General features: G+C 39.7%; 17 protein-coding genes. 14 read left to right on the forward strand and 3 right to left on the reverse strand.

What is annotated here, in order from left to right:
- Positions 1-129: 129 nt before the first annotated feature.
- The 5 genes from CQS04_RS13995 to CQS04_RS07205 all read left to right on the forward strand — a co-directional run bounded on the left by CQS04_RS13995 (position 130) and on the right by CQS04_RS07205 (position 6232).
- Positions 130-252, forward strand: coding sequence for a hypothetical protein (locus CQS04_RS13995; RefSeq protein WP_281257840.1), 123 nt, complete (start codon positions 130-132; stop codon positions 250-252).
- Between the two features lie 191 nt (positions 253-443).
- A complete protein-coding gene (locus CQS04_RS07190; protein ID WP_165775483.1) occupies positions 444-3647 on the forward strand; it encodes an Ig-like domain-containing protein in 3204 nt (1067 codons plus the stop codon).
- 520 nt (positions 3648-4167) lie between these two features.
- Positions 4168-4509 (forward strand): hypothetical protein, encoded by a 342-nt coding sequence (locus CQS04_RS07195; RefSeq protein ID WP_100353481.1) that lies wholly within the window; start codon positions 4168-4170, stop codon positions 4507-4509.
- 4 nt (positions 4510-4513) lie between these two features.
- Positions 4514-5680 carry a type I restriction enzyme HsdR N-terminal domain-containing protein gene (locus tag CQS04_RS07200; protein WP_100353482.1) on the forward strand — a complete coding sequence of 389 codons (1167 nt, stop codon included), beginning with the start codon at positions 4514-4516 and terminating at the stop codon, positions 5678-5680.
- Positions 5681-5770: 90 nt separating this feature from the next.
- Entirely contained in the window at positions 5771-6232 is a 462-nt protein-coding gene (locus CQS04_RS07205) for a GIY-YIG nuclease family protein (RefSeq protein WP_100353483.1), read from the forward strand.
- A gap of 273 nt (positions 6233-6505) precedes the next feature.
- On the opposite strand, the gene CQS04_RS07210 is transcribed toward CQS04_RS07205, so the two are convergent.
- Entirely contained in the window at positions 6506-7291 is a 786-nt protein-coding gene (locus CQS04_RS07210; protein ID WP_100353484.1) for an MPN domain-containing protein, read from the reverse strand.
- Positions 7292-7947: 656 nt separating this feature from the next.
- Here CQS04_RS07210 and CQS04_RS13765 point away from each other — a divergent pair.
- Both CQS04_RS13765 and CQS04_RS07215 read left to right on the forward strand, forming a co-directional pair.
- Positions 7948-8091 (forward strand): hypothetical protein, encoded by a 144-nt coding sequence (locus CQS04_RS13765; RefSeq protein WP_165775484.1) that lies wholly within the window; start codon positions 7948-7950, stop codon positions 8089-8091.
- Between the two features lie 63 nt (positions 8092-8154).
- On the forward strand, positions 8155-8544 hold the full coding sequence (locus CQS04_RS07215; RefSeq protein ID WP_100353485.1) for a hypothetical protein: 390 nt from the start codon (positions 8155-8157) through the stop codon (positions 8542-8544).
- Between the two features lie 26 nt (positions 8545-8570).
- Here CQS04_RS07215 and CQS04_RS13675 read toward each other — a convergent pair whose 3' ends face one another.
- A complete protein-coding gene (locus tag CQS04_RS13675; protein WP_165775485.1) occupies positions 8571-8801 on the reverse strand; it encodes a hypothetical protein in 231 nt (76 codons plus the stop codon).
- Positions 8802-9103: 302 nt separating this feature from the next.
- Entirely contained in the window at positions 9104-10480 is a 1377-nt protein-coding gene (locus tag CQS04_RS07220; protein WP_100353486.1) for a hypothetical protein, read from the reverse strand.
- Between the two features lie 238 nt (positions 10481-10718).
- Between CQS04_RS07220 and CQS04_RS13770 the strand changes: the two genes are divergently transcribed.
- From CQS04_RS13770 to CQS04_RS07250, 7 genes are all read left to right on the forward strand, one after another.
- Positions 10719-10895 carry a hypothetical protein gene (locus CQS04_RS13770; protein ID WP_165775486.1) on the forward strand — a complete coding sequence of 59 codons (177 nt, stop codon included), beginning with the start codon at positions 10719-10721 and terminating at the stop codon, positions 10893-10895.
- A gap of 609 nt (positions 10896-11504) precedes the next feature.
- Positions 11505-12461 carry an ROK family protein gene (locus tag CQS04_RS07225; RefSeq protein WP_165775487.1) on the forward strand — a complete coding sequence of 319 codons (957 nt, stop codon included), beginning with the start codon at positions 11505-11507 and terminating at the stop codon, positions 12459-12461.
- 2 nt (positions 12462-12463) lie between these two features.
- Positions 12464-13504: an ABC transporter permease gene (locus CQS04_RS07230; protein WP_100353488.1), complete on the forward strand. Its 1041-nt coding sequence runs from the start codon at positions 12464-12466 to the stop codon at positions 13502-13504.
- Positions 13501-14391, forward strand: coding sequence for an ABC transporter permease (locus CQS04_RS07235; protein ID WP_100353489.1), 891 nt, complete (start codon positions 13501-13503; stop codon positions 14389-14391). Before CQS04_RS07230 ends, CQS04_RS07235 begins: the two co-directional genes overlap by 4 nt.
- 9 nt (positions 14392-14400) lie before the next feature.
- Positions 14401-15396, forward strand: coding sequence for an ABC transporter ATP-binding protein (locus tag CQS04_RS07240; RefSeq protein ID WP_100353490.1), 996 nt, complete (start codon positions 14401-14403; stop codon positions 15394-15396).
- 3 nt (positions 15397-15399) lie between these two features.
- Positions 15400-16398 (forward strand): ABC transporter ATP-binding protein, encoded by a 999-nt coding sequence (locus CQS04_RS07245; RefSeq protein ID WP_100353491.1) that lies wholly within the window; start codon positions 15400-15402, stop codon positions 16396-16398.
- A 17-nt stretch (positions 16399-16415) separates the two neighbouring features.
- Positions 16416-18167, forward strand: coding sequence for an ABC transporter substrate-binding protein (locus CQS04_RS07250; RefSeq protein ID WP_165775488.1), 1752 nt, complete (start codon positions 16416-16418; stop codon positions 18165-18167).
- The last annotated feature ends 257 nt before the right edge of the window (positions 18168-18424 follow it).

Genomic DNA, 18424 nt, shown 5'->3' on the forward strand with positions numbered 1-18424 from the left:
GTGGCTCTTTTTTATTGTTTTGGAGTTTTCGAATGACTAAGAACTTGCATATTAGGAACTCTCGCTCAGTATGTAGGTCGACTTCACCGAGCCTACGAAGGAAAAGAATCCGTCGAAGTATACGATTATGTGGATCACAAAGAAGAAGCATTAGTGAAGATGTTTGAGAAACGATTGAAAGGATATAAAACTCTTGGCTATTCGACAGTGGGGGAGGTGAAGAAGGAGAAGCAGCAGTTGAAGTTGTTTTGAAATTATATGTAAGTGTAATGGAAGTACTTATTGCTGCGATGGACCACTATATCACTATAAATATCCAAAGGACCTTTTTCTATTAAGATTGTTTTATATACAAATATAACTAGTTTCAAATAGGAACTATTATATAATTAATTGAGAATAATTATAAAAAGTTATAGAAGAAACCAAGGAAGGAAATGAGAATGAAAATTTTTAAAGTCGTAGTTGCTGCTTTTCTTTTATTTACAATCATACCTATTCAACATGTTAGTGCCATTGATGAGATTACAAAACCTACTGTGGAACATTTAGCTGTCGACAAAAAGCAAGTAACTACAGGTGAAGTTGTATATATAAATTTAGGTGTTACTAGTAACAGCGATTATAGGTATGCAATTCTTTATTACTCTTCTCCAATTACTAGTAAGGGTATAACAATTCGACTTACCTATAATGAACAGACACAATTGTTTGAAGGTAACTTTCCTGTTGAGGAATATGTCGAATCAGGAATATATACACCTAATATGATAAGTCTGTACAACGATCGCATAACTACGATATATAGTCATGAATATGATGGGTTTGAATTAGGATCTTTTGAAGTTAAAGATACAGCTGGCATTGAATTTATTCAAAGTATAAATGTAGACAAAAATGATGTAGAACTAGGTGATACAGTAAACATTCAAGTACAAACATCTTCATTTGAGCAAGTGCGTTATATGAACGCCTATTTTATTTCACCAGTGACTAATCAGATGTTAACAGTGCCGCTATATTATAACGATGAGACTGCTAATTTCGAAGGTGAAATACCAATTACAGGAATTATGGAAAATGGAGTCTATACTCTAGACATGATGAATACATATGAATATGGTGGAAACACAACAGCGTTTTATAGTAGGTATTATAATGGTCTATTTGATAATGGTAATTTTTCTGTAAGTGGTATGGATATTGAGAATTTAGTAGAAGATATTTCTATTAATAAGAGTTACGTCACGGTCGGAGAGAAAATGAATTTCACTGTGAAGTTAACTAATGCTGTTGGAATAAATTATTTGAATTTAAACTATACATCCCCTAGGACAGGGTACAGTTTTAATGTTGACCTATATGTAAATTCAGAAACGGGTTTATTTGAGGGGAGTTTTACGCCTAGCCTTAACTTTGAAGAAGGTACTTATCCATTGGATTTCATAGCTATTTACAGTTCTATGGGTACATCAACTGCTTTATATGAAGACATTGATGAATACCGAGATGGTGATTTCACATTTTATCGTGAACAAAATCCTCCGACTTTCAATAGCATTTCTCTCAATAAGAAAGATTTAGAACCAGGAGAATTAGTAAAGGTATACGTGAGTGCAGACGACGATACCTTACTTTCAGAAGCCGTTGTAAATTTCATTTCTCCGCTAACTCAAACTACTATGCCGATTCATCTGCAATACGATGAAATTCAAAATCAATTTATTGGAGAGTTTTATGCAGAGAATAGTGCTGAAATCGGTAACTGGATTGTTGACACTATAGAAATTAAAGATACAAATCAAAATACGACGCTAGTTAGCAAAGAAGATACTGATTTGAATGCTGGGACATTTACAATAAAAGATGTGATAAAACCAGAGATTTACAGCGTCAATCAAATTACAGATCAAACAACAATTATTAGTGGAACAGCAGAAGCGAAATCTATCATAACTGCTAGCAATCAAGAAACAGAAATCGGATCCATCGAAACGGATTCTTCAAGTGAGTTTTATTTGCCGATTGAAAAACAGAAAGCGGGAACCAAAATAACTTTGACTGCTGAAGACGCTGCTGGAAATGTTAGTGAAACAAAAGAGATAACGGTAATAGACGTAACAGCACCACAAGCCCCATCAGTTAATAAAGTAACAGACCAATCAACGATTGTTACGGGAACAGGAGAAATAGCTACCGAGATTTCAGTTAAAGTAGCCAGCCAAGAGATAGGAACTGTGAAAGCTGGAGTTGATGGCAAGTTTTCAGTTACGATTCCGAAACAACTAGCAGGAACAGAACTTGTTGTAACAGCGAGAGATGCATCTGGAAATACCAGTGAAGCAACTAAAACAACTGTTCTAGATGTAACAGCACCTTCAGTCCCGATTGTGAATAAAATTACAGATCAATCAACTGTTGTAACAGGCAAAGCAGAGGCGAGTAGTAAAGTGGAAGTTCGCAATAACTCTGTTGTAATAGGCCAAGCAAAAGCTACTAGTGAAGGTACATTTAGCATCACCATTCCAAAACAAGTAGGGAACACCAAATTGACAGTGGTTGCGATTGATACAGCGTCCAACAGCAGTTTGCCAGTCGAAGTACTTGTTGTGGATACACTTGCTCCTGCTAAACCGACCGTAAATGAGGTCTCAGATGTATCCGTGTCTGTCTCGGGACAAGCGGAACCAAATGCGAAAATTGAAATTTCAAAGAACAATACAATTTTAGCTAGTGGGACAGCCTCAGCTCAAGGGAGCTTCACGATTTCGATTGCCAAACAGCTAACAGGCACAAGTCTAGGCATAACGGCTATTGATGCTGCTGGTAATCGAAGTGAGATGGTAACGATACAAGTAGTGGATAAGACGGTTCCTACGATATCAGAGATCACAGCGGTAACGTCGAGTTCTACGAAACTCTCTGGAAAGACAGAGGCGGGCGCTACAGTTACGCTATCAAAAGGTGGCGATGAAATTGGAAGCGCCACAGCGAACCAATCAGGAGCGTTTACATTGACATTTGCAGCTCAGGCACCTCAAACAGAGCTTTCCCTGGTTGCTTGGGACGCTGTAGGTAATGTGAGTCCTACAATCAAGGTTGTAGTTGCAGCACAAAAAGAGTATGAACATCTAGCATCCTCACACTGGGCTTATAAGCAAGTGATGTATCTAGCAGACGCATCAATCATCGGTGGCTATCCAGATGGAACATTCCAACCAAATCGCCAGACGACACGTGCTGAAGCAGCTCGTATGTTGGCCTCTGCACTGAACTTAGAGGTGGTCGACACACCATCTATCTTCAAGGACGTTGCAAGTAGTCACTGGGCGAATGATTACATTGTTGCAGCTGCAAAAGCAGGAGTGTTCAAAGGAAACCCTGATGGCACTTTCAATCCAGCTGGGAAATTGACACGTGCCGAGATGGCGACACTCCTCAGCACCGCCTATGATTTGACGGCTAAGAAACCTGCGCATTTCAGTGATGTGAAAGCCACTCACTGGGCGAATCAATCGATCGCTGCTATGTATGAGAACAACCTGACAGTGGGCTACCCAGACGGGACCTACCGTCCAAGCAACCCGACGACACGCGCAGAGTTCTCTATGTTCTTAGCAAAAGCTTTAAATAAAGAATTTCGTTAATCTAAAACGAGTAGAGGATAAAAGCTGCCCTCTACTCGTTTTTTAATTCAGATGTTAACTATGCACCGTGACTTTCACTATATCCCAATAAATATCCAGGCGATCATATTTACCAAGGTCGTGTTCAGAAGCTCAAAGCCAAAGTAAAGACCCATCATTGCCATCTAATTGCCCAATATCGCCCCCCAAAATCGAAATAGAGTGAGTTGATCTTCTTTAATAATGTGTAGTTTTAACGTAAAGATCAAATAGTTAGCACAATCTATATTGAAGAGAGTTCATTTAATCCCTAATTAGATATCTAAAGATAAGGAAGAGTGTTTTATACTACATATAAAAATCTCAATACTTGCCACAAGATCTCAAATTAATCTCGAAAGTTAACCACAAATTATATCAATTATTAGAAGAGATGTTTATTAATTGTGATAGAATCCCTTTAATTATTGATTGGCAAAATAGAAAATGAATGTAATAATTTGAAAAATGAGATAAATTATCTGACGGAGGTACTATATCAATGTTTAAAGAGAGAATATTCATTAATCGAGAAGCATTAAAAAGAGTAGATAACATGTTGACAGTTGAAGACGTAAAATCCCTTTTAGTTGGAAATCCTTACAAAGTGATTGTTGCACTAGATGAAAATATTATAGTAGAGAATCAGCATCAGCTAAGTCTATTCATGGCACTTTTCACATTTGAATTTGAAGAAGATGTAGTATTGTATGAAATCTCTGATAATAAAGGAAGTATTATTAATACAGATTTAGAAGCTTTAGCGAATAGATTTATTGAATACATAGATATTGGAATTGTTGATAGATTTCCTCTGGCAATATATTTGAAAGAAGGTGCTTAGATACATGGGAAAATACAAGAGAGGAAGGAAAGAACTAATTCTATGCCGTAATCGTAAAATCCTTTTACAAAGAACACCAGAAGAAATTGTAAGACAGCACGTCTTAAACTTCTTACTAGATGAAATGAATGTTCCAGATGAATATATCTCGATAGAATATCCATTAAAAAAATTTGACTCCATTTCTAATATGAGAGCAGACATAGTGGTTTGGAAAGAGGATCAATGTAAAAATAAAATTCCATTTCTCGTGATAGAACTTAAAGCAGGTCATATCACGTTGACAGATGAAGTCATTGAGCAAGTGAAAAAGTATAATTCGTTGTTAAAAGCTAAGTATTTGGGAGTCTCAAATGGAAAGACTACGGAGCTATATGAATGCACCAATGATGGATTGAAATTATTAGCTACTGATTTTTATAGTTATAAAGATTTAATAAATGGAGAAGTTAAATATAAGCAACTTTTAAAGATGCGAAGGCTTCCATATGAATTAATTTCTTACTATAAGTACGTAAATTTTTTAAAAAGTACGAGTTATCTTGGACAAAGTACAAAACCGGAATTACATATTTTAATTGCCGAATTACAAAATTATCTTTTGTGTGGAGAATTTATTCCAAGAGGGCGGTTCAATCATAAAATAGTAGAAGACTTATCATATGGAACTTTTAATTCGGGAAATGCAAGTGGTGGAAATTATACTGGTTATTATCGAAGTTTACTAGTTAAGTCACCTCAAGGAAATCATACGATTTTCCGTATTGCTATTTTTGGCACTGCGGAATTGCAAAACGATCCTACATATGGGAATCGGAAAGGAAATACTTATTTAGTTGTAGCTGTTGAAAATGCGGGTATATCTACAAATGTTTTGCAACTAAATTTGGACAGTTTCCTGGTTGCTGACTCCAGAGGCTTTTCATTTGACATAATTCACAATGGGAGAAGAAACGGTTTCAAAAATGAGGATGTGATAGGAATAGTTAATCAAAAAGAACCTGAATTAATCTTTAAAGGTAAAGTGTTTTTAGGAACTCTTCCTATAGGGAGATCGATTACAGTAGAAGAAGGATCTGATTTAATAGAAAGACTTCTAGCTTATTCAGCTTGTAGAGATAGTTTGAAAAAGGTTAGGAAATCTAAAAAAAGACTAAAAAAGTCTAATTAAAATATGGTACTAGACTTTAGTTGGTTTTAAAGAAGTATAATTCAAGGGTTTTACTATTCAGCCTAATAATCATAAATTGGGGGTTTGACGTTGATAAAACTTGATTTAGTCGAACAAGAGAATTTCTATAATAGCTTATTTATGCAAATTCAAAATTCTTTGAAAGAGAGAACAGAGTATCCTCTCTATTCTGACGATTGGCTTCAAATGGCACCGAGTGCACCTGGAATCTACTTCGTATTTCATTTAAATGAAATTGTCTATGTCGGCGAAAGCGCAAACTTGAAAAAAAGAATGAAGGATTTGAGGAATACATATAATCACACACTGCGTCGAAAATTAGGTAAGGCGCTATTCCAAAATCACGAACACTATTCCATATCAAGTTCAGTGAAAAAATATCATCCATCTATTGAAGAGGCAATTACTAAATACGCCTTAGATAATTTGAAGGTCACTTATTTTGAATTGAAGATTGGACGTAAGGAAATGGAAAGTGCCTTTATAAATGGACCAAAGCTTCCGATATACAACAGTCGTTCAGTGAGATAGAATGAGTCTTTTCAAAATTAATTGGAATTTCTAGCTTCACAGACTAAATTCAGTTAGTTTAGTCAAATGAAATGATATCATTGGGCTCTTAAGATACCGTATAATAAACCATACTATACATTATTACAATTCATTGATATCCAGGCGACCTTGATCTCTAAAGGTCGCCTTAGCTTCTTCATCTAATTGTGATTTACACTAAACCTTCCATCTAACCATCTTCTAACACTCTAAGTCACTAAATCCGTCTCTCGATCTCCTCTAATTTTTAATTCATAAGAGCTGTGTTGAAGACGTTGACTTTATTTTCTCAAGTAAATAAGGGATTTTTTCGCTGTATTTTTCTTTATTCGCTAGTCGTAAAGAATACTCTAACTTCCTCACATAATACATGGCTTCTTTTGGTAAATTTTCAACTGACAACCCTGCTTTACTTAATACCATGTTCAATTCCACTTCCGATGAGTACAATTTTATGTCCTCTAAGGCTTTTCCTGTCCATTGATAAGCATGCACTCTAAATACATAATCTTTATAAGTACCCACTATTACATTCCCATCATCATTCAAATATTCGTCATTCGGAATTGAATCAAATCTCGCACCTTTTTTATCTAGAAATCGATACTGCGTCTCCTGTATGTAGTTGAGCTTTAATGGGGATGTTGAGTCACCACCCTTTATTTTTGCCAAAGCAAAAATAACTTCAATAGTAGAATTGATAGCTTTGGCGACTCTAAGATCCCCAATACTAGGATTAGCCATATCTTCAAATTCCTCATCATAGGGATGACTATGATAACACGCAACAAAGTCACTAGTTACCACTAGTTTTCGAGCTTCTTTTACAATGTCATTAATATCTTCATCTGCCAAAACACTTGAATCGTTTTTATCAAGTACATTTGCTACCGGAAATGTATACTCACCAATAGCCTCCTTACTTTGCTCACCAAAAATGAGTCCGAAACACTCCTTTTGTTTTCCTTGTTCTGGGTAGTGACTAATACAGTCTAATAGCATCGTCGATAGTGTGTTATTAATGAACTCGATCTGCATTAAAAGACCTCCAATAGTTATGAGATGGGTAGTGAAAATGGCACCTATGAATCACACAATACACTACCATTCTAGAATTATCTAGCTGATTTTGATCTCTATAATATCTCTTCATATTGCTAAGCAATTGAAGTTAACTCCAAAAGTTTTGCTAATTCTCTAAAAACCACCAAAATCCGACCTTTTAAACAAATTCCTATTACCGCTAATTTTATACTTAAACAAAAATGATGAGGTGGTCCGGTGGATATCTTCTTTCTTCTCTTCACACTGGTTTTAATAGCACTATTGATTATCACAATTAAGTCTTTAATTAAGTATTTTACAATTCGCTAGGCTATTTATAGCAACAAATTACTGGTTTACCGAATGAAAGAAAAACAAACAAACAAGAAGTAATTATCATACTCAGTCTTTATTAGTAGAACATGCGATGGCTCGATTTAGAGGGGGATTGAAACGGTACTCGTATCAAGAGTCAGAAAATAAAGTTGCTATACAAATTAGTTCGATAGGAAACAGTTTCTCGAATGCTATGGTTGTCGGTTTTAAACTGCTCCTCGCTATCAGTCTTCCCTTGATGATCTTGATTTCAAGTTTTGCAACGTTAAGGGGTTCTTTTAATAAACAAACAAATCATCCAGTGGTTTTTTCTAGTGATAATAATTGTAGCAACTGTAAAATTGATCTGGGTCTACACCGCAGACTATATTCCAGAAGTATTGATGGCAGAAGCCATTCCCGTGGCACTCGTAATCGGTCTCTGTTCCATTGCGTATGCTATTCTTTACAAAGAGTAGCTGGAGTATTAAAAGCTTATAGCTATTCATCACTCCACTATGCGAAGGTTAGGAGCTACTAGTGTGAAAAAGCAACTTTCTGTTTTATTATTTCTTATCTTTAGCATAATGCTTTCCGGTTGCATGCCAGATAAAACATTGACCAAAGAGCAGCTTCAAGGTCTGAACGACCCGATTGCTGGTTTTCTTATGGAAGTGGATGACGAGTTTATCAATATCGACATTACAGAGCCATATGTTGAATACGCAGAAGCAAATGGTCTAGGATATGAAGATTTCGCGAAAGACGTGCGAATCAAACGGATAGGAACCTTCGAGATTGTGACTATTGATGGTCTGTCTCTTGATGTGGAGGATTTGGAATGTGGAACCACGATTTACTTCGACTACAACTTTGAAGACTATGGCCCTGATACTATAGAAATCGAGAGAGAGAAACTGGTAGTCGAGTAATCCGACTATCAGTTTCTCTCTTATTTTTAACTATAATAGTTGCAAACTGGAGCAGTAAATTTCTTTCGCAATTCGACTTCCTCTAAACTCGACCGAACCAACACACAAGTGGAAGGCCCCGAACTCCCATCTGGAACCTCAACAGAAGCAACAATCCCTAACCGCTCCAATTCCTTCGCAATCCCACCCGATCCACATGGATGCACATACGAGACGGCACCAGACTTCAGCGCCTGATGCAACTCACTCAATGACACGACTTCATAAAAAGATGGTGCCTGTCACCGGAACAAATCAGAAAATACGCTACAAATGTATAGAAATCCAATGATACCCTTGCTGTTGCAGGGGTCTTTGAGTATTTATGGTAAGAAGGTGCCTGTCACCGGAAAAAATCAGAATATACGCTACAAATGTATAGAAATCCAATGATACCCTTGTTGTTGTAGGGGTATATGAGTATTTATAAATTGTGTATGAATTGTGTGGGTGACAGGCACCAAATAAAATCCCCACAAAAAAACCAGGAGTCCAAAAGACTCCTGATTCCTATTGCACTTTAAGATCCACCATACTCCACATCCTGCGCTGGATGATAACTCCCCGTGCTTACATCAAACTGCAGTAGCGTTCCATCACTGTCGATCTTGTAAGTTCCGACAGCCATCTCGCCTTGACCCACCTCAATGATTAAGTAATCATCCGAATTCAAGTACATTTCGTAGGTATGTGTGGAAAAATCAATTCCTTCGTTATGAGAAATCAAATCTAGGACTTCTTGTTCTGTCATGGCGTTATGGCCTTTGCGGATTGTGGGTTCACTTGACGTAGATTCGGATGCTTCTTCTTGAGAAGTATTTTCAGAGGGCGAAGCGCTCTGTTCGGCTTGCTCTTCCTCAGCCTCTTGTTGTGCAACTTGATTTAAAGCTTTCGGTTCTCTCATTTCTAGATTTCCTGGAAGCGCTAGGTAGTGGTAGTCATTATTAAACCAAATCGAGACGACCGCTTCTTTTCCAACTAGTTCTTTAGGAACTTCTAAAAGATAGAAGAGTTTTCTTTCATTCAGTGAAGGGATAGATGTGATCGACGTATCATCAAAGTCTGTCTCATCTTCACCTAATAATGTGGAACTGCCCGTATATTCGTAGTAGCGTTCGTAGGTGACTTTCGCTGCTACGATGGTATCACTAGCAAGATCCGAAGATTTTAAGTTTTCCACCAGCATTTCAAGGATCAAGTACGTATTGTTTTCGGATTCAGGTGTGTAATACGTATGAAACCAGCTGGTATCGGGTGGGTAAAGACCGTCTGTGTAATAGATATCTTTTAAGGCGAGCTTTGCATATTGTGGGACTTCTAATTCATCACCGAGCGTGATGTTCTTTCGAGACGCCTCAAATTCCTTAAGGGAGAGGGTAGTTTCATATACTTCTTCGTTCATAGTTGCCTGAATGACGAGTTCATCTTCAGGTTGCAAAGTTGGGACGGACGCAATGTAGTGAACGATGGTGGATGTGAGTGGCTCGACAGATTTGTATTCACCGTCCTCAAATTGACTTCCGTTTCTTTTTTCCACCTGCACAAAAACAGGATATTCTTGTTCGTTCACCAAAAAGCGAATGTCTAGAAGTTCAGTGACTAGTTGTTTGTCTTGTTTGAGATTCTTTACCTCAACAACCAGATCGATAAAAGGCATTTCAGGATCCTCGGCTTCGAATATGGTTGAAAGAAACTGAGAGTTAGGTGCACTGACAACAGCTGTCTGCACAAGATTCTTCACTTCATAGGCGAGTTGTTGCGGAATCTCTTGCTCACTCGACCACTCAAAGTTCAACACTTCTGGTTCAGCCGCTTCTTCTACTGGAGCTGCTTCTTCTGAACACGCGGCTACTAAAAAGATTCCTAGTATCAACACTAGCTTCATCACATTCTTCACAAAAGGGCCTCCTCTCAAATTCATATGTTCCTTTCATAATCGGTCATCTAGTAGGAAAATGCAACATGTTTTGACACAATTAGTAAGTCGGCTTGGTATCGGGATTGCTCTGGTAGCGCAACAAGTGATGTAAAGTCCACTGGCAAGTACCGCTATAAAAATTATTTTTGAAATTAAGCTAATAGTAATGAGTTATATGCTACTATTATTTACAAATATTAGTTAAGGGGTTCTCTAAATGAACAAACAAATTATTCAATGGATTTTGTTGGGGATCGTATTAGTAGCAACCATCAGTCTCATCATTGTATACCTATCAGATTATGCTCCAGGATTTATGATGCCGAAAGCTTTGCCGCTTGCTGTAGTGGTTGGTCTATCGTCGATTGCTTTGGCAATTGCACATAAAGAATAGGTATTCTTTTATCTGTATCTGTGCATTACACAATTCAACACAATTTGCATAAAGAAAGAAGGAACCTTGCTGCGACGGGGTTCCTTCTTTATATTTATAGAATTGTCGTGACTAATCTGAGTAGTTTGGCGCACAGGTACGCAATAGGGATATTTTGGAACAGGCACACGATAGGGGGATTTTGGAAAAGTTTACCGTGCATCCCCATTCACATAACGAATCTGCTGTTCTTTCACAAGCGGTTAGGCAATCAGTTTACTTCCATCAAGCTGCTCTTAATTGAGTTTTGTAAACTGCAATGTGGTGAGGTCAATGCGTAATTCCAATTTTGGTCATGCAAATTCTCTTACTCAAAAATATGGAAAGATAAACAGGGTTCCCTATCTAATTTTTGTAATGGATTTCGTAAAAATATCAGATAAATTAGAGGATTCTAAAAATTGGTTGACATGGAAAACGCTGAAGGACTATAATTAATTCAAAATTTGAACTAAATAAGTAGTGTATCTAAAAGGACGGTGAGACGGAGTGAATAGAAAAAACGAACGCCGAAAAAATTTAGCAACTATCATCCTTCTCTTTCGACAGCGTGGGCCCTTAACACAGAGCATGGTAAAGAATTTGATAGCCTTTCAACCATCCACAGTGTCTTATCTGATCAACGACTTGCTGAAAGAGCGTCTCCTCATTTCAACAGGTAAGATCAGTCACGATAGAGGCCCGGGCAAACCGGGAAATTTACTGACGCTAAATAATACTTTTGCTCAATTTCTAGGGATTTATGTAGAAGGTCCTGCTGTTCAGCTATTTCGAATCGGTTTAGACGGAGACGTACTAGCTGAAATGGAAGAAAAAATCGATTCACCACATGATGTTGAGGAAACTATCGTTCGGATGATAGGAAAACAGCAAACAAACGAGGTACCGATCAAAGGAATAGGTATCGCAATCAACGGATTGGTGCTGGAAGGTGACAAAATCAAATTTGGTCTCCGCGAAGGCGAGCAAGAACGGATGGAGATGGTGGGACTCACTGAGCGTTTACGCGGCCACTTTCCTGAACTGCCCCTTGCAATTGAAAATGATGCACACTGTACAGCCATCCATTATCAAGTCACACAACAAAAAGAGCACGGAAATGTTCTGATCTACATGCTGAACAAAGAACCATTCGGTATCGGATGTTCCATCCTACTGCATGGTCAGCTCTATAAAGGAAAAAACGGAGCGGCTGGCCAATTCTTTTATAAAGGCACTCGTTTTGCCGAGATTGCCAATCGCCGACAGCCGGATTATTTACATACGATGATTCAAGAACTAATGCCCCATATTGCTACATCTAGTTATTTATTAGACCCCGAAAAAGTAGTGTTTACAGGCAGCTACCTAGCAGAAATCACCGATGAGGAATTGACTATACTGCATCGGTGGATTGGAGAATACGACTTTCCTTATAACATTGAGTTTGCACTGGGAGAAGAGACTCTTCATCCCGGGAAAGGAGCAGCGTTTCTTTCCATCCATCACTTTGTGGATGACTTCATTGCAAAGGTAGGTGCGAGATAACCATGCAAACCACCATCCGATTTATTGTAAATCGTCTTCTCAAAATGCTCTTTACTATTTGGCTTGTCACAACGATTATCTTCTTTTTGATCCGCTTGATGCCTTCGAACCCAATCGATCGGTACATTGAAACTCAAATGGTTCAATATGGATTAGGCGCAGAAGAAGCAAAAGCACAAGCATCTTTCTTATTTTCAATGGACTTAGACCAATCGCTACTCGAACAATACGGAGCCTATCTCTTGAAAGTGATACAGCTCGATTTTGGGAATTCTCTTCTTTCTCCAGGTGTACCCGTTATGTCTATTATCGCGGAACGCTTGCCATGGACACTTTTCACTGTAGGGTCCGGTTTGCTTTTATCTTTCGTCATTGGGATAAGTGCAGGAGCGCTGCTTGCCTATCGAAGAGACCGCTGGTATGAACCAGTTGTTTCAGGAGTTTCTTCCTTCTTAAGTTCTATTCCTGACTTTCTCATTGCTATCTTTTTGCTGATTTTATTTGGCGTTGTGACATGGGGTGGAGGAAATCCGATTTTACCGATTGATATGCTACGAGGAAATTACAGCATCGGAGTCACTCCTGGATGGAATCTCGCTTTTCTGACAGATGCCTTCGTGCACGGCTTGTTGCCTATTCTCACCTATGCGATCTCTCAAGTGGGGATCTGGGTGCTACTTATGAAAGGAAGTACAATCAGCACATTATCCGCAGACTATGTGACACTTGCCAAAGTACGAGGCATCAAACCACGGCGAATTTTGACGGCCTATGTCGGACGAAATGCGTTGTTGCCTATCTCCACCGAGTTTGCGATGCGACTTGGATTTATTATCGGAGGATCGCTCATTATTGAGCAATTGTTTGTCTATCAGGGAATCGGTCTGGAGCTGTTAAAGGCAACGAGTGGACAAGACTATCCTCTGATGCAAGGGATTTTCCTCATCATGACCATCGCCATTGTCGTCAGCAGTTTTCTTGCGGAAATTTTTTATGCGGTACTGGATCCCCGAATCAAAGCAACTAAGGGGGCGATCACATGACACAGCCAGCAGTTTTTCAAACGATTTCACAGTCAAGCAAATGGAAAAAAACGTTGGTTCAAGCACGCTACGCCATCTTTCATGATGTCTCGGGCTTCATAGGGTTCGTGATTCTGGCATTAATTTGTATTCTGTCAGTCATTTCGCCTTGGGTATTTCCAGTAGATAGCGCATCCAATGCAGCCGCCATTCTTCAACCCCCAAGTACAGAGCATATTTTAGGTACAGACCATTTAGGTCGGGATATCTTTGCACAGATTGCAAATGGAGGTCGGGACCTTCTGGTCATGGCATTGATTACAGCTACGTTAGGTATTTTTCTCGGAGTGATCTTAGGAGCCTTTTCTGCGATTATCGGTGGGAAAGTAGATAGTTTGCTGTTGTTGCTAGCTGATGTGTGGCTCTCTATACCAAGACTTCCACTCCTCGTCGTACTCTCTGCTTTCATTACATTGAATAGTGTGACGTTTGCTGTCCTACTCGCCATTTTGTCATGGGCAGGGTTGTACCGAACGATTCGAGCTGAAGTGTTATCGCTCAAAGAGCGCCCTTTTATTGAAGCGGCATTTATGCAAGATCTCTCACTTTCACATATCGTTTTTAAAGAAATCGCACCGAATCTAATTGGCTTTATTGCCATCAATTATACACTTCTGATGAAGGCTACAATTTACGCGCAAGTCGGTCTTGTCTTCTTGGGCATCCTTCCACTAGAGCAAAACTGGGGAGTGATGATCAATCAGGCCTGGACGCAAGGCGTCATTTACAATCCAGATTCAATCGTTTACATTTTGGCGCCGACCCTGATGATTTGTTTGCTGATCGTGTCCCTTGTATGGGTTGGTAAATCTCTTGAAGATGTCTTTCATCCTTCGTTACGAAAGTAGGGGAATTCTGTGGAAACAACACCGTTACTCGAGATTGAAAATCTTTCTATTTCATTTAAAACAAAACGAGGATATTTGAAAGCAGTCAATGATGCCTCTCTAGTGATTCATGAACATGAATCGGTCGCGTTGATTGGAGAGTCGGGATGTGGAAAAACAACTCTTTCAACAGCTATTGTAGACATCCTTCCGTTAGGAGCACGAGTGACGGAGGGTGAAATCTTATATAAACAAAGCGACGGAAACACAGTGGATCTATTGACTCTGAAGAAAAAGAAGTTTCGCACCTTACTGTGGAGCCAGATTGCCATGATGTTCCAAGCGTCGCAAAGTTCATTTAATCCGGTGAAAAAGGTGCGTATGGATTTTATAGATGCTGCAAAAGCGCATCATCCACGGATGACGGAGAAAGAGATTCTCAAGAAATCAGAAAAGCTCCTAACTCTCGTGATGTTGGATGCGGAGCGCGTGTTAAACGCTTATCCACATGAGTTGTCAGGTGGTATGAAACAACGTGCCTTACTTGCTTTGGCACTACTTCTTGAACCGAAATTAGTCATTCTGGATGAACCAACGACTGCACTGGATCTTTTGACGCAAGAAAAAGTGGTCGCCCTGTTAAATGAGTTAAAAGAGGAATTTAGTTTTAGTTACTTGTTTGTCACACATGACTTATCTATCGTCTCGGAACTAGCAGATCGAGTCGTGACGATGTATGCAGGGCGCATCATCGAGACGGCTCCTGTGGCATCGTTCTTCCAACAGCCGAAACATCCTTATAGTAGAGGATTGATTGATGCTATGCCAAAGCTTGCTCTTGAGCAGGGGGAGCTGGTGTCAATTCCAGGAACGCCTCCCGATTTGATTGAACAAACTAGTGGATGCCCTTTTGCGCCACGTTGCCACCGCAAGAGCAGTCTTTGCACAGAACAAATGCCACCAATGACAACGAGTCAGGATTCCCAGCATGAATATGCGTGTTGGCATCCATATTTGGGAGTGTGATATATGAAAAATCTACTAGAGGTGCATCATCTATCTAAAGACTTTCAACACAAGAGACAACCTCCTGTTTCTATTTTGCAGGAGATTCAGCTTCAGCTTGGAAAAGGACAGACACTTTGTGTTGTGGGAGAGTCTGGCTGTGGTAAGACGACTCTAGGTCGGGTTCTGGCAGGCCTTCTTCCTGCTACAACAGGGACCTATTCGTTTTTAGGGAAGGATGTCACTCGGCTTTCGAAAAAAGAAAAGAAAGAATTCCGTAGAGATGTCCAATTGATTCACCAGAACCCATACGAATCTTTAAATCCGACGACCATGGTATTTGATATTCTTGCGAATCCGTTACGCAAGCACAAAAAAATGAAAACGATTGCTGAATTGTATCCTGAAGTGACTCGCCTGTTAGAACTTGTCGGACTTACGCCGGTCAGCGACTTTGTTGATAAATATCCTTCTCACTTGTCAGGTGGCCAAAGACAACGTGTATCGATTGCTAGGGTACTTGCCATGGATCCCAAACTGATTGTTGTAGATGAAGCGACCAGTATGATCGATACCTCATTACGAATCAATCTATTGAAGACGTTACAAGAAATTCAAGAGCGAACGAATGTCTCCTATTTCTTTATTACACATGATCTTGCATTAGGACGCTACTTCGCTCAAAATCAACAACTCATGGTGATGTATCTTGGTAAAATCATCGAAAAAGGCCAGACAGAAGAACTAATTGGGCAGCCGCTCCATCCTTATACAAAAGCCATCTTATCTGCTGCTGCCGGGAATAAAGGATTGCTAGACGAATCTTCCGAATTTGAGACGTATGTATTAGGTGGTACGGACATTCCATCTTTTACACAAATCCCTCAAGGCTGTCCGCTCCATCCGAGATGTCCACAAAAGATCGAGGGACTATGTGATCGTCTTCGACCGCCAGAGATTGAATCAACTACTGGTCATTATGTAGCTTGTCACTTGTACAGGAAGTCAGATTCACCACTATAAGAATGGGGGTTACACGTATGAACCATCTAAATCTAGTAACGAAAAAGACACTGTTTTGGATTTTACTTTTAGTAGCTGTTATTTTTCTAGCAGCGTGTTCAGATGAACAGTCAACAGGAGAGGAAAGTCCAAATAAAGAAACTGAATTTGCCGGTGGATGGCCTTATGCGACAGTACCTACAGGACATTACAACATGTTTGTGGCAAATGCCATCGATTTGAAATTTTATAGAGAGCTCCATCAGCTTCCGCTTGCTACATACAATGCTGTGTCAGATGATTACAGTGCGCTGTTAGCGGATGGCTGGGAGTTATCTGAGGATAAGAAACAATTGATTGTGAAGTTGAAAGACGATGTCGTCTGGCATTCGGGAACTCCTTTCACGGCGGAGGATGTTCGCACGACATTTCTGATGTATAAACTAGCTGGGAATCCTGTATGGAACTATATCGATGAAGTAGAGGTCGTCAATGACCAGGAAGTAGCTTTCCATATTCGTGAAGAGACGACGATGATTTATCGTTACATTTTGCGAAAACCGATTGTGGATACGGAAACTTACGGGGCGTATGCAACTCAAGTAGACGAGTTGATTGAAGCAGGAGAAGAGGAGACATCTGCAAAATGGCAAGAGCTTGTAGCAGACTTTACGAACTTCCGTCCTGAAACGGTCAATGCGACAGGTCCCTATTACTTAGATCCTGCCAATGTCAGCCAGTCCCATGTGGAACTTGTAAAAAATGAGAGTTCCTTCTTAGCGGATACGGTGAATTTTGATAAAGTGGTGGTCTACAACGGTGATGTTCCCGATTTGACACCGTTAGTCTTGAATAAACGTATCGACTATCTGACACATCAATTCCCTGCTGCATCGATGGAAACCTTTGCAGGCGCTGGCTATGATACGCTAGAACTACAAGGTGTGGATGGACTCGCGATGTATTTCAATGCAGGAAAAGAACCATTCGATCAAGTCGAGGTCAGACAAGCGCTCGCCTATGTTATTGACCGAGATAGTATCGGAGAAGTAGCGTTACCTGGAATTACGCGAGGTACGAAATATGTATCAGGTATGGGAGACTTAATGACGGAAACGTGGATTGATCCGTCAAAGCTGATCGACTACAAAGTTGATCTGGACCAAGCGACCGAACTGTTAGAAACTGCTGGATTGACGCTTGAGGACGGCAAGTGGAAGAAGCCAGATGGTTCTCCATTTACTTTGACCATCCAAGCTCCTGCTACATGGACCGATGCGGCGACAGCTGCTGCTGAAGTTGCTCAGCAATTGACGGCATTTGGAATCGATGCCACATTTGACGGAATCGACCCGCTTGTACGTCAGTCCAATATTAACGACGGAAACTTTGATGTGGCTCTCTCCTTCTTTGGTACGGGGCAACCGCATCCGTTCTTTGCTTATGAGACACCGCTGCTTGTCAGCAATGCAAATGCTCCGAAAGGTTTAGGCTATGAGATGACGCAACAGACGAAAGAAGCAGGTACTGTTGACTTAGAGCAATTGCTCACAGAATCAACTCGTGGCTGGGATGAGGACGCTCAGAAAAAAATCGTTGAAAAGATTGCGTATACTGTGAATGAAACCGTTCCGTATCTTCCGATCTATTCAAAGTGGACACAAAATATAACAAGTGATGGGCTACGTACAGAGTGGGGAGGCAATGACGATCTGTATTTAAACAGTGCTGGAGACGATAACTTTGCTATCATCAAAATCTTGAACGGAGATCTAAAACCAATCGACTAATCTTCACACGAAAATAGACCTAACAACTGTAAAATATTTTCTATATTGCAATTCCATATACAGTGACCTATAATGGAGACGATTCAAAATCGGTACCTGTGCACCGCACAATACACTACAATTTTATAATTATTCAGGCGACCTTGATCTACCAAGGTCGCCTTCGCATGTCTATGTAATTGTCTTTCATAATCAGAATAGTGTCGTGCACAGTGGTCACCCCCCTTAAAGTAGAGATATAGAGTAAAATAAACTGT

The organism is Chryseomicrobium excrementi, from assembly GCF_002798305.1.
Classification (GTDB): domain Bacteria; phylum Bacillota; class Bacilli; order Bacillales_A; family Planococcaceae; genus Chryseomicrobium; species Chryseomicrobium excrementi.

What these genes read in the sequence shown, in the direction of transcription:
- CQS04_RS07190 (WP_165775483.1), top strand. Translation starts at nt 444, where the DNA reads ATGAAAATTTTTAAAGTCGTAGTTGCTGCTTTTCTTTTATTTACAATC.
- CQS04_RS07195 (WP_100353481.1), top strand. Translation starts at nt 4,168, where the DNA reads ATGTTTAAAGAGAGAATATTCATTAATCGAGAAGCATTAAAAAGAGTA.
- CQS04_RS07200 (WP_100353482.1), top strand. Translation starts at nt 4,514, where the DNA reads ATGGGAAAATACAAGAGAGGAAGGAAAGAACTAATTCTATGCCGTAAT.
- CQS04_RS07210 (WP_100353484.1), bottom strand. Translation starts at nt 7,291, where the DNA reads ATGCAGATCGAGTTCATTAATAACACACTATCGACGATGCTATTAGAC.
- CQS04_RS13770 (WP_165775486.1), top strand. Translation starts at nt 10,719, where the DNA reads ATGAACAAACAAATTATTCAATGGATTTTGTTGGGGATCGTATTAGTA.
- CQS04_RS07225 (WP_165775487.1), top strand. Translation starts at nt 11,505, where the DNA reads ATGGTAAAGAATTTGATAGCCTTTCAACCATCCACAGTGTCTTATCTG.
- CQS04_RS07230 (WP_100353488.1), top strand. Translation starts at nt 12,464, where the DNA reads ATGCAAACCACCATCCGATTTATTGTAAATCGTCTTCTCAAAATGCTC.
- CQS04_RS07235 (WP_100353489.1), top strand. Translation starts at nt 13,501, where the DNA reads ATGACACAGCCAGCAGTTTTTCAAACGATTTCACAGTCAAGCAAATGG.
- CQS04_RS07245 (WP_100353491.1), top strand. Translation starts at nt 15,400, where the DNA reads ATGAAAAATCTACTAGAGGTGCATCATCTATCTAAAGACTTTCAACAC.
- CQS04_RS07250 (WP_165775488.1), top strand. Translation starts at nt 16,416, where the DNA reads ATGAACCATCTAAATCTAGTAACGAAAAAGACACTGTTTTGGATTTTA.